This window comes from Gilliamella apis (assembly GCF_002142155.1).
Lineage (GTDB): Bacteria > Pseudomonadota > Gammaproteobacteria > Enterobacterales > Orbaceae > Gilliamella > Gilliamella apis.
Genome location: NZ_NASD01000016.1, coordinates 24,751 through 40,248 on the forward strand (window position 1 = coordinate 24,751; position 15,498 = coordinate 40,248).

Below are 15,498 nucleotides of genomic sequence, written 5' to 3' on the forward strand. Positions count from 1 at the left end.
GTAATGGAGAAAATTATGAGTAGTAAACGTGCTCAATTATTAAAAAAATTCCATGATATGATTGCTAAAGGTCAACCAATCATCGGTGGAGGAGCTGGTACAGGATTATCGGCAAAATGTGAAGAAGCTGGTGGTATTGATCTGATTGTAATTTACAATTCTGGTCGCTATCGTATGGCGGGTCGTGGATCACTAGCAGGCTTATTAGCTTATGGTAATGCCAATGAAATTGTTATGGATATGGCAAAAGAAGTATTACCGGTTGTAAAACATACCCCTGTGTTAGCTGGTGTTAATGGCACCGACCCCTTCTGCCAATTCGATCAGTTTTTAGATCAAATTAAAGCTACCGGATTTGCTGGCGTACAAAACTTCCCTACTGTTGGTTTAATTGATGGTAATTTTAGAGCTAATCTTGAAGAAACGGGTATGGGCTATGCGTTAGAAGTTGAGATGATTCGCAAAGCACATGAAAAAGATCTGCTAACTACACCATATGTATTTAGTGAGCAAGATGCTATTGACATGACCAAAGCTGGGGCGGATATTTTAGTTCCACATATGGGCTTAACCACCGGTGGTAGTATTGGTGCCCAAACTGCATTAAAACTTGCGGATTGTGTTCCTTTAATCAATCAATGGGCCAAAGCAGCTAAAGCAATTCGTCCAGATATTATCATACTTTGCCATGGCGGACCTATTTCATCCCCTGAAGATGCAGAATATATTTTACAAAATTGTCCTGATTGTAATGGTTTTTATGGCGCAAGTTCAATGGAACGTTTGCCAACAGAAACAGCATTAACTCAGACGACAGAAAGATTTAAAGCTATTCGACACCAACAATAAGTAAGCAATAACGGTGCGACCACTCGTCGCACTGCTATTTTTTCTATTCTCCAACCTAAGCAAATTATACTTATACCATCTTAATTTTCAGTGATAAAAATTGATGATAATTGTCTACTACTTTACTATTGATTGTTAACTGTGAGACAATCGTAACTGCAGTATCCTATGTTTTAAAAAAGTAATAACGTTTGTAAGAAATTTTTATGAGTTTCATTATTGTTATTTTGCTAACTTAATATAGGAAACACAAAATGAGAGAATATCAAACTGATGTAGCTGCATTTGTATTACGAATTGCTTTAGGTATGATGTTTTTGGCCCATGGGTTTACCAAATTACTTGTTCTAACCCCAGAAGGTACCGCAGAGTATTTTCATACTCTTGGCTTTCCCGGTTTTTTTTCTTATATCGTTATCATTTTTGAAATTGGTGGCGGTGCACTATTGTTACTCGGTATTTTAACCCGTGCGGTAGCGCTAATTGCTTTCTTTCAATTAGCAATAATAACTATTGTACATTGGACTAATGGTTGGTCATTTACTAATCCAGGAGGTGGTTGGGAGTATCCAGCTTTTATGTCATTAACTGCTTTTAGTTTGGCATTATTAGGGACTGGTCGGTTTAGTGTTTTAGCAGGTAAAAAATATCCACAAATAACTCAACAATAAGATGCTAAATATTTAGGAAAGGTAGCGCCAATTATTTATTACCTTTCCTAAAAATTGCATAGTTAAAATTAATTATTAATTTCAATTACTAAAAGATCACCTTGATCTTTTAAGAAATATTCATCATCTTGAGGCGCTCGTAATGACATCATACGATTATCACCCATTTCCATCGTATCACCAGGATTCATTGTCGCTTGACTTTGTCGCAAATAATTTAAAATGTTACTAAACATGTCAAAATAATACTCACTTTCCTGATAACTATTGGCTAATGCTGCAAAATTAGGTAAACCAAATTTATTAGCGCCATAAGTGCGCATCCAAATCCCTTTAATATTTTCTATTTCATATTTAACAAAACCACAAAACAATAAAGGTAAACATTCCCCTAAAGTGGCTAAACCATCTTTTTCCGAAGCTAGTGAATTAATAAAGTTAACTGGTAATGAAGTATGAGCATCTTCATTAATTACTGCTAACGCATTAAATTGTTCAAAGCATGCTACTAAACGAGTTAAAGCTAAGTACTGCTCTAATACATCTTGTTCATAGCCAACATAATATAATAATAAATGACTATCACTTTCATAAACTTGTTGTTTTATTTCTTGACTATAACTAGCAGGAGTAACACATGCTTCTAATACAGCTTTAGGATAAGGCGCATTGAGACCAACTATTCTAATAACATGTTTACCCCAACTTACTAAAATACACATACCTTCTTCAAGTTGTCCGAACGGTGTTTCATATCGAATATCTTTTATGATCGGATTAATCGATTTAAGTTTTGTTAATAATTCATCGTTATTAATATTAAGCACACCGCTAAAAACAACACTTAAGCTAACGGCATTTTCAATATCAGGATTTGGGACAATCGAATTATCCATCTGTTTTGATTCTGTTTTTTTACCAAAAAAACGAGAAAATATACCCATTTAATATTCCTTATGACAACTATTTTAAATTAAATCCAATTTAGTACACTTTATGGTAATTGGCGCTATAAAACTTTAGCAATAATATCTACTTACCTATATTAAGTAAATATTTTATTTATCATTTTTCATCATTGTAAATTTTTTAATTCAATAATTAAAAAATCAATCAAATATCAAGTTCTAAGTGGTAATAATTTGCAACTTAGGTAAATGGTATAAATATTTAAATGCTCTTAATTAATAAAATATTATAATTTCCATGATTTAATCGAATGTTAATACTTGTTCTGGTCTTCCAAATTTTCTATAAAATAATGCAGCATTCAAGTTTTCTTATTCCTATTTTGATATTTACTATGACTAAAAAGTATAATATTAATTCATTTCACACTTAGACCTTCAATGAAATCTTCAACTATTTGATGAGCTTTTTGCGCACCTTCTAAATTCATATCAATGAAAGTTTGATCATAAACTGGCATATTATTATCGTCATTTTCATTTTCGATACTATCGCCAATATTGAATATATAGAAAACTGATACATTCCAATCTTGATTATACTCATAATTATAACTACACCTTAAAACACTTTTACGGTAGCAATTAATTTCTAAAGCTTCTGTTTGCGGTGGCAACCAATCTACTTGAGGAATGATTAGTGTGTTTTCATGTTTATAAAATCTATGTAATTCTATGCCATTATTGAATTGTTTTGTCTCAAGCCAATCTCCATACCAATCTTCTGAATTTCTATTTCTCTTTATCTCCTTTATATTTTCTAATCTTTTCTGAAATGATTTAAGCCGAATACCACTAACTTCATCTTTATTTTTTTTCACAAATTCGATGTCTAAACTATCCAATTTTAAAAGTTCATTTTTTAGATTACTGCAATAAGCTATTATTGCTTTAGATGTTGGATGAATGCATAAATTCCCTGAATTAATTCTAATTTCACTGATTTTGTCAATTTGATAGGCTTGAGTATGGGAAAACTGCTCACAAAAATCTTTTTCAGAATTATTTACAGAAGTAGAATCATGTAATTTTCTAATCCAAAATGGTGAATATTTGGAATTAGGATAAACTCGCAGAATAGTATCTTTAGACAATTCAACTAAACGTCCATTTTCTCTACATTCACTACTGGGTCTACTTTCTACAAATTCTACAACTATAGGAGCTATTAAATAGGCAGGCCAAAAGAAAGTACAAAATAATGGTAATAATACATAACTAAATATTGAAGCGAATTTACGTTTTATACCATAAGATTTTTTTGCTTGTAATTGGCATAGTCGAAGTATTATTGGAAAAACCATACCTGTTAATGTAAATAGAAAAATAATAAGATTGGTATGCATAAAGCAAAATATTAACCAAACAACCATTGGAATTGTAAAAATTGCTTTGATAATCCAATGCATCCGGACAAAAACAAATATTAACGAAAACGTATAAATACCATAAAAAAATGGTAGCATGAAAAACCAAACAAAAATGTAACTATCGATATGATTAGCAGGATGATCCATATAAAATCCAATTTATAAAACTAGCTATAACAAAATTCCTTTCAGTTATGATTATCACGGATAAATATTTATGTCAAAAAATGAGGATTTTTTATTAATCCTCAAAAATTAAGAAAAAGTATTTTAACTTATTAATTTGTTTCAATGAATGATTCAATATCCATTACTGTTGCAAATTGCATCAATGCTGACATAAAGCTATTATGAACATCTGACGATGAAATAATATTACCGTTAAATTCAAGATCACGGAATGAATTAAGACAAAACAGATAATTAAAAAATTTGAATTTTTTATATTTTTTTAATAAATCGACAAAATTAAGTTGCTAGTTAGTCATTTATATTATATTTTGTACAACAGTTAAATTTAAAGGTTTTATTTTTTATGAATTGTTTTTGTGTTTTCGTTACTAAACATCATCATCACCATCATTCCTGAATAGTCTTCGGGCGATTGGTGCTGGAAGACAAAAGGTCTTCCGGTGATATCGCAAAAGCATTTAGAGAACCCTCGGAAGATCAGTCTTCCGAGGGTTTTTTATTTGTGGTTTATAAATTTATTTAAACAAGTTGGAGAAGAATATGTTGGATAATTCACGTTTACGTATAGCAATGCAAAAATCGGGACGTTTAAGCGATGAGTCGAAAAAATTATTGGCTCAATGTGGCATAAAAATCAATTTGCAAGAACAACGCTTAATTGCTTTTGCCGAAAATATGCCAATTGATATTTTACGCGTTCGCGATGATGATATACCCGGACTAGTCATTGATGGCGTTGTTGATATTGGTATTGTCGGTGAGAATGTGTTAGAAGAAGAAGTTCTTGATAGACAAGCCGAAGGTGAAAACCCACAATATAAAACCTTACGTCGCCTTGATTTTGGTGGCTGTCGCTTATCAATTGCTGCTCCTCGTGATTTTGTTTATAGCGGACCAGAATGTTTAAATAATTTACGCATTGCAACCACTTATCCTCACCTACTCCGCCGTTACCTTTCACAATACAATGTCAATTTTAAAACCTGTCTACTTAATGGTTCTGTAGAAGTTGCACCACGAGCTGGCCTTGCTGATGTAATTTGTGATTTAGTATCCAGTGGAGCCACACTTGAAGCTAATGGTCTACAAGAAATTGAAGTTATTTATAAATCGAAAGCTTGTTTAATTCAACGTGAAGGTGAAATGTCTGCCACCAAACAGGCGTTAATCGATAAAGTGATGACGCGTATTCAAGGTGTGATTCAAGCTCGTGAATCTAAATACATTATGCTGCACGCGCCAACAGCCGTTTTAGATCAAGTCGTATCACTATTACCAGGAGCAGAAAATCCAACCATTTTACCATTAACTGGCGAACAAAATCGGGTAGCACTACATATGGTGAGTACTGAATCATTATTCTGGGAAACCATGGAAAAACTAAAAGCATTAGGTGCAAGTTCAATCCTTGTATTACCAATTGAAAAAATGATGGAGTAATCAAATGAAACTATCATATTGGCAACAATGTTCTAAAGAAAAACAAGCAGAATTACTAACTCGTCCTGCTATAGCTGCTTCTGATACTATTAGCCAAGCGGTTAAAGATATTTTGACGCAAGTAAAACAAAATGGCGATGAAGCTCTAAAAGAATTAAGTAATAAATTTGATAAAGTACAAATTAAGCAAATCAAATTAACTAAAGATGAGATAAAAACAGCAACTAGCCGTGTTAAACCAGAATTAAAACAGGCAATGCAATTAGCGGTAAGTAACATCGAAAAATTCCACCAAGCACAAGTAAGACAAACTATAACAGTGGAAACGATGCCTGGCATCAAATGTCAATTAGTCACTAGACCAATTGATTCGGTAGGTCTGTATATACCGGGTGGTTCGGCACCTTTATTATCTACCGTATTGATGCTAGCAATACCAGCTAAAATTGCTGGTTGTCGTAAAGTGATTTTATGCTCACCGCCACCAATTGCTGACGAGATTCTATATGCTGCAGAACTTTGTGGTGTAACAGAAATTTATCAATTGGGTGGCGCACAAGCGATTGCAGCAATGGCATTAGGTACCGCATCAGTACCAAAAGTCGATAAAATATTTGGTCCCGGTAATGCTTATGTTACCGAGGCGAAACGCCAAGTTAGCCAACGATTGGATAGCGCAGCAATAGATATGCCAGCCGGCCCGTCAGAAGTCTTGGTGATTGCTGACAGTTTTGCTAATCCAGCATTTATTGCCGCTGATCTACTTTCTCAAGCTGAACATGGCCCCGATTCACAGGTTGTACTACTTACACCAGATGAGAAGATCGCCCAAGCAGTCTCAATCGAAGTTGATAAGCAACTTGCTCAACTTTCACGTCAAGGAATTGCTGAAAAAGCGTTACAAGAGAGCCGACTTATTGTTACTAAAGATTTAGAAGAATGTGTGAATATCAGTAATCGCTATGGACCGGAGCATTTAATTATTCAAACGCAAAATGCTGATGAATTAGTTGATAAAATTAATAGCGCTGGCTCGATATTTTTAGGTGATTGGTCACCGGAATCAGCAGGTGACTATGCTTCGGGTACTAATCACGTTTTACCTACTTATGGTTATACCGCTACTTACTCGAGCCTTGGCTTAGCCGATTTTCAAAAACGTATGACAGTACAAAAATTAACTGCTGAAGGGTTAAAAGCAATCGGTAATGCTGTTGAGCTAATGGCTCAAGCTGAGCAACTTACCGCCCACAAAAATGCCGTAACAATTCGTTTAGCTAAACTTAACTCAGATTCTGAAAAATAGGTGAATAAAATGGACATTAATCAATTAGTCAGAAAGAACGTACAAAAATTGACGCCTTATCAATCCGCTAGACGTATAGGCGGTAATGGTGATGTATGGCTAAATGCCAATGAATACCCTGTTGCGCCCAACTTTCAGTTAACTGAACACAACTTAAACCGCTATCCTGAAGCACAACCCGAACAAGTGATTAATCGTTATGCGCAATATGCTGGAGTTACCCCAGAGCAAGTGATTGTTAGTCGGGGTGCCGATGAAGCAATAGAACTATTAATGCGGGCTTTTTGTGAGCCAGAAACCGATACTGTGCTTTATTGCCCACCAACTTATGGTATGTATCAAGTCAGTGCCGAAACACTAGGTATAAAAACCAAAACCGTACCAACTAAATCTAATTGGCAACTCGATTTAGACGGAATTAAACAAAATCTAGACAATGTTAAATTGATCTATGTATGTTCACCTAATAATCCAACAGGTAATTTAATAGACCAAGATGATATTAAAACTTTACTTAAATTAGCCGAAAATCGCGCTTTAGTAATTATTGATGAAGCTTATATTGAGTTTTCTCCAAATTCAACCGTTGTGAGCTGGCTTGCAAATTATCCTCACCTAGTTATTTTACGAACTTTATCGAAGGCTTTTGCGCTAGCAGGATTACGGTGTGGCTTCACTTTAGCAAATAAACCAGTAATAGATGCTTTACAGAAAGTGATCGCTCCATACCCTCTCGCTACCCCAGTAGCGGACATTGCCACTCAGGCATTGAGTAAAGAAGGTATCGAAACGATGAGATTGCATGTCATCAATCTAAATAATCAAAAAGAGAAGTTTGCTAAACAACTTACTGCTTTACCAATTGTCGAAAAAGTTTATCCTAGTGAATCAAATTATTTATGCGTTAAATTTCAAAGTAATAAAGAGGTATTTAGCAAATTATGGAATCAAGGCATTATTTTGCGAGATCAAAGCAAATCAATTGGCCAAAATGGTTTTGTGCGAATTTCGATTGGTACACAAGCAGAATGTGAAGCAGTAATAACCGCACTCAAAGCGATAAAATAGGAGCAAGTATGTTACAAAAATATTTATTTATCGACCGTGATGGAACATTGATAGTTGAACCGCCTATCGATTTTCAAGTTGATAGTTTTGCAAAACTTGCATTTGAACCTAATGTGATCCCGGCGCTACTAAAACTACAAGCAGCTGGTTACAAATTAGTGATGGTGACCAATCAAGATGGATTAGGAACCAGTAGTTATCCGCAAGCTGATTTTGATGGACCGCATAATTTAATGATGCAAATATTCGAATCACAAGGTGTTAACTTTGAAGATGTACTGATCTGCCCTCATTTTCCTCAAGATAATTGTGAATGTCGTAAGCCGAAAATCACTTTAGTTCTACCTTATTTAACTAGTGGTAAGTTAGATAAACAAAATAGTTATGTAATCGGTGACAGGGTCACAGATATGCAGCTTGCTGAAAATATGCAAATAAAAGGATTACAATATAATCCAGAATCACTTAATTGGAATGAAATAGCACAACGTTTAACCACAGCAGATCGTTATGCTAAAGTTGAACGAAATACCAAAGAAACCAAAATTTTAGTTGAAGTTTGGTTAGATAGACAAGGTGGCAGTCAAATTAATACCGGCATTGGTTTTTTTGATCACATGCTTGACCAAATCGCCACTCATGGCGGTATCAAATTAAACATTCAAGTAGAAGGCGATTTACATATAGATGATCACCACACTATTGAAGATACTGGTCTTGCCTTAGGCGAAGCACTAAAAAAAGCACTTGGCGATAAACGAGGTATCACTCGTTATGCATCTGTTATTCCAATGGATGAGTGTTTAGCAAAATGTGCAATGGATATTTCAGGTCGGCCTTACCTCAAGTTTTCGGCGCAATTTAGTGATCCGAAAGTTGGTGATATGAGCACGCAAATGGTCGAGCACTTCTTCTATTCTTTGAGTTATGCGATGGCAATTACTTTACATATTGCAACAACTGGCGACAACGACCATCACCGAATCGAAAGTTTATTTAAAGCTTTCGCGCGTACGCTTAAACAAGCGATTAAAATTGAAAGTGACAGATTACCTAGCTCGAAAGGAGTGTTATAGATGAAAATTGTCATTCTAGATACTGGCTGTGCTAATCTTTCCTCAGTCAAATATGCAATACAGAGATTAGGCTATAATCCAATCATTAGCCTTGATCCTGATACTGTGCTTGAATCTGACAAACTCTTGTTACCTGGAGTGGGATCAGCGTCAGCTGCAATGCAAAAATTAGAAGAACGTAATTTAATTAAGCTTATCAAAGTCTGTACTCAACCGGTGTTAGGTATCTGCCTTGGTATGCAACTTTTAGCTGATTATAGCAATGAAGGTCATGTCGATACCTTAGGTATTATTCACGAAAAAGTAGTGCAAATTCCTGATTGTGGATTACCACTACCACATATGGGCTGGAATCAAGTCAACCCAAAAGCCGGACATCATCTATTTAGAGATATTCCTGATGGTGCTTACTTTTACTTTGTACATGGATACGCCTTACCATTATGCTCATCAACTATCGCAGAAACCAATTACGGCGAAAGCTTTACTGCTGCCGTACAAAAAGACAACTTTTACGGTGTGCAATTTCATCCAGAGCGTTCTGGCTTAGCCGGTGCAAAATTGCTCAAGAACTTTTTGGAGATGTAACTATGGCAGTTTATCCTATTATCATTCCCGCGCTTGATTTAATTGATGGTACTGTTGTGCGGTTACATCAAGGTGATTATGAGCAAAAACGAGATTATGGTAATGATCCTTTAACTCGTCTACAAGATTATCAAAAGCAAGGTGCGAAACTATTACATCTAGTTGATTTAACTGGCGCTAAAGATCCGCAAGCTCGACAAATCTCATTGATAAAATCACTGATTAACGGCGTACAAGTTCCGGTACAAATTGGTGGAGGAATTCGTACAGAAGATGACGTTAAAGCATTATTATCCGCAGGTGCCACCCGCGTAGTTATTGGCTCTACCGCTATCAAACAACCTGATTTGGTAAAAAAATGGTTTAATACTTATGGTCCTGAATCTTTGGTATTAGCCTTAGATGTTCGTATTGACCAACAAGGTAACAAAAACGTCGCTATTCATGGTTGGCAAGAAGATTCTAAACAAACCTTGGAACAAGTTATTGATGATTATCTACCCTATGGCTTGAAACATGTACTATGTACAGATATTTCCAAAGATGGAACGCTAAGTGGCTCTAATGTAAAACTATATCAAGAGATCAGCCAAAAATATCCCCAAATTGCGTTGCAAGCTTCTGGCGGTATTGGCCAAATAGATGATGTTAAAGCATTAAAAGATAGTGGTGTTGCCGGCGTTATTGTTGGTAGAGCATTATTAGAAGGCAAATTTACAGTTCAGGAGGCAATTGCATGTTGGCAAAAAGGATAATACCTTGTTTGGACGTTCGTAATGGGCAAGTTGTTAAAGGTGTACAATTCCGTAATCACGAAATCATAGGTGATATTGTACCATTAGCCAAACGCTATGCCGAAGAAGGGGCCGACGAATTGGTATTCTATGATATTACGGCCTCATCCGACGGTCGGGTAGTAGACAAAAGTTGGGTGGCAAAAGTTGCTGAAGTAATAGATATCCCCTTTTGTGTCGCTGGCGGTATAAAAACGGTTGAAGATGCAGGAAGAATTCTCACTTATGGTGCGGATAAAATTTCAATTAACTCCCCTGCTTTAGCTAATCCGGGCTTAATTACTGAATTAGCGGATTGTTATGGAGTGCAGTGTATCGTGGTGGGGATTGATACTTGGTATGATAAAGATTCAGATAGTTACCACGTTTATCAATTCACTGGCGATGAAAAACGCACAGTCGCCACCAAATGGAATACGATTGATTGGGTGCAAGAAGTACAAAAACGCGGTGCCGGTGAAATAGTGCTAAATATGATGAATCAAGACGGTGTCCGTAATGGTTACGATCTAAAACAACTAAAAACAATTCGAGAAGTTTGCCATGTACCACTGATTGCATCTGGCGGCGCTGGTACTATGGAGCATTTTTTGCAAGCTTTTCAAGAAGCCAATGTTGATGGTGCATTAGCGGCTTCCGTCTTTCACAAACAAATAATTAATATTGGTGAACTTAAACAATATTTAGCTCAACATGGAGTAGAAATCCGATTATGTTAACTCAACATTCCCAAATACAAATAGATACCAAACAACTTGATTGGCAAAAAGTTGATAATTTAATGCCGGTTATCATACAACACTATGTTTCTGGTGAAGTGCTTATGCTTGGCTATATGAATCAAGAGGCATTAACTCAGACACAAACGAGTGGCAAAGTAACCTTCTATTCGCGTACCAAACAACGCTTATGGACCAAAGGTGAAACCTCGGGTAACTTTTTAAATGTGGTAAGTATCTCGACCGATTGTGATAATGATACTCTACTGATTTTAGTTAATCCAATTGGCCCTACTTGCCATACTGGAACAAATAGCTGTTTTAACAATAACCAAACTGAATGGGGCTTTTTATACGATCTAGAACAATTACTTGGTGCTCGTAAAAATGCTGATCCTAAATCATCTTATACGGCAAAACTCTACCATGATGGTACCAAGCGTATTGCCCAAAAAGTGGGAGAAGAAGGTGTTGAAACTGCACTTGCAGCTACAGTACACGACAAAGAAGAGTTAAAAAATGAATCAGCCGATTTAATTTATCACTTATTGGTCTTACTACAAGATCAAAATCTGTCAATGCAAGATGTCATTGCTATTTTAAAAGCTAGACATAAATAACATTAGTCACCAAGCATAATCTGTTGTGCTTGGTGTTTAAAATTTATAAGCAAAATATTTTCCTACTACCTAACTGGTAACTTGATCCCATTAAACATAGCCTGTACTGCCACATTATTTTCACATAAGATAAGTCTATCAACTGTTTGCCTATTTAAATGCGCCGAAAACTGATTAATAAAATCATACATATAATTGCGTAGAAATAGCGAACGAGCAAAGGCAATATAAGTGGTACTATATGGAAATATATGCCCAGCATTAAGTACCACAAAATCACTATCAGATCTTTCATTAACCGCCATTTTAGCGACAATGCCAACACCTACCCCTAACTTAACATAAGTCTTAATCAGTTCCGCATCAGTGGTACTAAAAACAATATTAGGAATTTGATTGGCTTTAATAAAAGCTTGATTCAAATCAGATCCATCATTAGAAAAGTCATAACTGACTAAAGGATATTTAGACAATTCGTCGATAGTAATTAAACTGCTTTTAGCTAATGGATGATCTTTCATTACAATCACCGCTTGGTTCCAATGATAGCAAGGTATAGCAATCATATCATCGCTAAGTTCAGATAAATCAGTAACGATAGCAAAATCAGCTTGGCCGGTTTGTGCTTGTAAGAGACATTGCGGCGATGATCCTTGCTCCATATGAAGGGTGATACTTGGATATTGCAGCATAAATTGCTGGATAACCAACGGTAAAGTATACCGAGCTTGAGTATAGGTTGTTGTAATGGTTAATGAGCCTTGATTAGGCTGGCTAAATTCTTTAGCAATAATTTTAATATCTTGCGATTTAGTTAAAATCTCTCTAGCTAAAGCAATAATTTGCTCACCAACTGGCGTAACTTCTGAAAGATGTTTACCTACTCGGGTAAAGATTTGTACATTGAGCTCATCTTCCAATAATTTAATCTGCTTACTGATCCCAGGCTGAGAGGTATAGAGTTTTTCAGAGGTAAGAGACACATTTAGATCGTTATTGACGACCTCAACAATATAACGCAGTTGTTGCAACTTCATGACAAAGGCTCCTTTAACCATATACCTTTCCCTCTTTTTAAAACTATTCAAAAAGTTAAAAAGAGGGAAATCGTAAGGTAATTCCTTTCACACTTTAGCACAAACAAAAAACAGCTTTTTATACTAAAACGATTCCTAAACCTAAGCGATTTTAAACAAAATCATCAGGTGTTCTTACCTATTTTTTACTATTAACCCACTTACCATCAACGTATTGCATTACCCAGCCAGTCGATTTGCCATTGACTTCCGAAGTAACATATTGCTGTTTACTTTTACGGCTAAATCGCACAATAGCTGGATTACCTTCTGGATCTTGACTCGGCGCTTGCGTTAAATAAATAAATTTTTCCGGTAAACGATCTTTAAAACGTTGCAGTTCTTCAATTAGTGGTGCACGAGTTTCTCTTGATTTCGGGAAATTATGTGCCGCTAAAAAGATACCTGAAGCACCATCTCGTAATACAAAATGTGCATCTGACTTAGTACATTTTAACTCAGGCAGATCAACAGGATCTTCTTTAGGTGGCGCTACATCACCATTTTTTAAGATCTTACGAGTATTTTTACAATCTTGATTGGTACATCCCATATAAAGTCCAAAACGGCCTGATTTAAGATGCATTTCTGATCCACATTTTTCACATTCAATAATTGGACCTTCATAGCTTTTTACCTTAAATGTGCCTTTTTCAACCAACGAACCATCACAAATTGGATTATTACCACAAATATGTAATTTACGCTCATTATCCAGCAAATAACTATCCATAGCCGTATGACATTTAGGACAACGTTTAAGTGCTCTTAGCGCGTCAGTTTCGGCTGTCTCTGCCTCTTCCAAAATATTTAATGTTTCATATTCTGGAATTAAGTTAATTGTTTGCTTACAACGCTCTTTAGGAGGTAATGCATAACCCGAACAGGCTAAAAATACACCAGTGCCGGCAGTTTTAATACCCATTTCACGGCCACAATTAGGACATTTAATTTCCGGCGTTAAAACGAGTGGATTTAATTGCATGCCACCACGATCAGGATCTTGTTCTGCAATGGTTAAATGTTGGCTGAAATCATCAAAAAATTGATCTAAAACTTCACGCCATTCTTGCTTTTTATTGGCAATTTCATCAAGGGCATGCTCCATGCGAGCAGTAAAATCGTAACTCATTAAGTCATTGAAATTTTCACTTAAACGATCTGTGACAATTTCGCCAATTTTTTCCGCATAAAAACGACGATTATCTAATCGTACATAACCACGATCTTGAATAGTTGAGATAATCGTTGCATAAGTCGAAGGACGACCAATCTCCCGTTTTTCAAGTTCCTTAACTAATGACGCTTCGTTGTAACGCGCAGGAGGCTTGGTAAAGTGTTGATTAGGATCTAAGCCAATTAATTCCAACATATCTTGCATAGATACTGCCGGCAACAGCTTATCTTCATTATTTTTAGTTAATTGTGGTTGCACTTTTGTCCAACCATCGAAACGTAAGGTACGACCTTTAGCTTTTAAGGTAAAATCACCCGCTTTAACTGTAATAGTTGTTGAGTTGTATTCGGCAGATGTCATTTGGCAAGCCACAAATTGACGCCAAATTAACTGATATAATTTAGCCGCATCAGCCTCAACATCGCCAAGACTATCCGCAAGAATATTCACGTCCGATGGACGAATTGCCTCATGCGCCTCTTGCGAATTTTTCTTACTGCTATAAACGTTAGCGGATTTAGGCAAATACTTTTCGCCGAAGTTTTGTCCAATGTAGTCCCGAACCATAGTTAACGCATCCTGACTCAAATTAGTCGAGTCGGTACGCATATAAGTAATATAACCAGCTTCATATAGGCGTTGTGCTAACATCATTGTCTTTTTAACACCAAAACCTAAACGAGTACTTGCCGCTTGTTGCAAAGTTGACGTAATAAACGGCGCAGTTGGATTACTTTTAGTCGGTTTTTCTTCAATATTAGTAACTTGATATTGGCTTTTATTCAATTCATCCAAAGCAATATCAATAGCAACACGATCCTTAGGTTCAAACGCATCATTTTTATAATGCGTTACTTGCATAGTTAATTGCTCTTGATGAGCGGTTTTTAAATCAGCATAAAGATCCCAGTACTCTTCAGGAATAAATGCATGAATTTCTCGCTCACGTTCAACCACTAGGCGCACCGCAACTGATTGAACACGACCAGCTGATAAGCCACGCGCGACTTTTTTCCAAAGAAGTGGTGATAACATAAAGCCAACCACACGATCCATAAATCGTCTTGCTTGTTGAGCGTTAACCCGATCCATGTCCAACATTGCTGGATGATTAAAAGCATTTTTAATCGCCGTTTTGGTGATCTCGTTAAATACAACTCGACGATACTTATTATCATCACCGCCAATAACATCTTTTAGATGCCAAGCAATAGCTTCCCCTTCTCTATCCAAGTCGGTTGCCAGATAAATCATATCGGCATCTTTGGCTAACTTTTTAAGTTCGGCAACCACTCGTTCTTTGCCAGGTAAAATTTCATAATGCGCTTGCCAGCCATTGTAAGGATCAACGCTCATACGATCGACTAACACTTGTTTTTCTGATCGTTTAACTTTTTTCTCGGCTTTATCTTTACTTGTTTTTTCAGTGCGTTGACTACTACCACTCACTGGCAGATCGCGAATATGTCCGACACTTGATTTAACTACGAAATCTTTGCCAAGATATTTATTAATCGTTTTTGCTTTGGCTGGTGATTCCACAATAACAAGGGATTTTCCCATAATTAAACCTATTTATCCTGT

14 protein-coding genes and 1 other annotated feature are annotated in these 15,498 nt (G+C 36.0%); of the genes, 10 read left to right on the forward strand and 4 right to left on the reverse strand.

All coding sequences use genetic code 11. The features are described from left to right. Window positions 1–15: 15 nt before the first annotated feature. Both B6C84_RS08215 and B6C84_RS08220 read left to right on the forward strand, forming a co-directional pair. Entirely contained in the window at window positions 16–849 is an 834-nt protein-coding gene (locus tag B6C84_RS08215; protein ID WP_065578675.1) for a phosphoenolpyruvate hydrolase family protein, read from the forward strand. 254 nt (window positions 850–1,103) lie between these two features. After that, window positions 1,104–1,520, forward strand: a complete 417-nt coding sequence (locus tag B6C84_RS08220; protein ID WP_086320708.1) for a DoxX family protein — start codon at window positions 1,104–1,106, stop codon at window positions 1,518–1,520. Window positions 1,521–1,588: 68 nt separating this feature from the next. On the opposite strand, the gene B6C84_RS08225 is transcribed toward B6C84_RS08220, so the two are convergent. Both B6C84_RS08225 and B6C84_RS08230 read right to left on the reverse strand, forming a co-directional pair. Next, a complete protein-coding gene (locus tag B6C84_RS08225; protein WP_086320709.1) occupies window positions 1,589–2,464 on the reverse strand; it encodes a DUF4261 domain-containing protein in 876 nt (291 codons plus the stop codon). Between the two features lie 383 nt (window positions 2,465–2,847). After that, window positions 2,848–4,005, reverse strand: a complete 1,158-nt coding sequence (locus tag B6C84_RS08230) for a hypothetical protein (protein ID WP_086320710.1) — start codon at window positions 4,003–4,005, stop codon at window positions 2,848–2,850. 420 nt (window positions 4,006–4,425) lie between these two features. Next, window positions 4,426–4,551, forward strand: a sequence feature (His leader region). 39 nt (window positions 4,552–4,590) lie between these two features. Here B6C84_RS08230 and hisG point away from each other — a divergent pair. Genes hisG through hisIE form a run of 8 tightly spaced genes read left to right on the forward strand, consistent with a single transcriptional unit; the run spans window position 4,591 to window position 11,661 of the window. Continuing rightward, on the forward strand, window positions 4,591–5,490 hold the full coding sequence (gene hisG / locus B6C84_RS08235) for an ATP phosphoribosyltransferase (protein WP_065578671.1): 900 nt from the start codon (window positions 4,591–4,593) through the stop codon (window positions 5,488–5,490). Window positions 5,491–5,494: 4 nt separating this feature from the next. Continuing rightward, window positions 5,495–6,796 (forward strand): histidinol dehydrogenase, encoded by a 1,302-nt coding sequence (gene hisD, locus B6C84_RS08240; RefSeq protein WP_086320711.1) that lies wholly within the window; start codon window positions 5,495–5,497, stop codon window positions 6,794–6,796. Window positions 6,797–6,805: 9 nt separating this feature from the next. Continuing rightward, window positions 6,806–7,864, forward strand: coding sequence for a histidinol-phosphate transaminase (hisC, locus tag B6C84_RS08245; protein ID WP_086320712.1), 1,059 nt, complete (start codon window positions 6,806–6,808; stop codon window positions 7,862–7,864). Window positions 7,865–7,872: 8 nt separating this feature from the next. Next, complete coding sequence (gene hisB, locus B6C84_RS08250) at window positions 7,873–8,940, forward strand: bifunctional histidinol-phosphatase/imidazoleglycerol-phosphate dehydratase HisB (RefSeq protein WP_086320713.1); 1,068 nt, start codon at window positions 7,873–7,875, stop codon at window positions 8,938–8,940. After that, the gene (gene hisH / locus B6C84_RS08255) at window positions 8,941–9,528 is read left to right on the forward strand and encodes an imidazole glycerol phosphate synthase subunit HisH (protein ID WP_065578667.1); all 588 of its coding nucleotides are present in this window, start codon (window positions 8,941–8,943) and stop codon (window positions 9,526–9,528) included. It abuts the gene before it with no gap. A 17-nt stretch (window positions 9,529–9,545) separates the two neighbouring features. Continuing rightward, complete coding sequence (gene hisA / locus B6C84_RS08260; RefSeq protein WP_086320728.1) at window positions 9,546–10,283, forward strand: 1-(5-phosphoribosyl)-5-[(5-phosphoribosylamino)methylideneamino]imidazole-4-carboxamide isomerase; 738 nt, start codon at window positions 9,546–9,548, stop codon at window positions 10,281–10,283. Further along, the gene (gene hisF, locus B6C84_RS08265) at window positions 10,265–11,041 is read left to right on the forward strand and encodes an imidazole glycerol phosphate synthase subunit HisF (RefSeq protein WP_086320714.1); all 777 of its coding nucleotides are present in this window, start codon (window positions 10,265–10,267) and stop codon (window positions 11,039–11,041) included. The genes hisA and hisF overlap by 19 nt, the downstream gene beginning before the upstream one ends. A 20-nt stretch (window positions 11,042–11,061) precedes the next feature. Further along, window positions 11,062–11,661, forward strand: coding sequence for a bifunctional phosphoribosyl-AMP cyclohydrolase/phosphoribosyl-ATP diphosphatase HisIE (gene hisIE, locus B6C84_RS08270; protein ID WP_086320729.1), 600 nt, complete (start codon window positions 11,062–11,064; stop codon window positions 11,659–11,661). A gap of 65 nt (window positions 11,662–11,726) precedes the next feature. Here the strand turns inward: hisIE and cysB are convergent, their stop codons facing one another. Then, complete coding sequence (gene cysB / locus B6C84_RS08275) at window positions 11,727–12,698, reverse strand: HTH-type transcriptional regulator CysB (RefSeq protein WP_086320715.1); 972 nt, start codon at window positions 12,696–12,698, stop codon at window positions 11,727–11,729. A 178-nt stretch (window positions 12,699–12,876) separates the two neighbouring features. Then, window positions 12,877–15,477, reverse strand: coding sequence for a type I DNA topoisomerase (topA, locus tag B6C84_RS08280; RefSeq protein ID WP_086320716.1), 2,601 nt, complete (start codon window positions 15,475–15,477; stop codon window positions 12,877–12,879). Window positions 15,478–15,498: the final 21 nt, after the last annotated feature.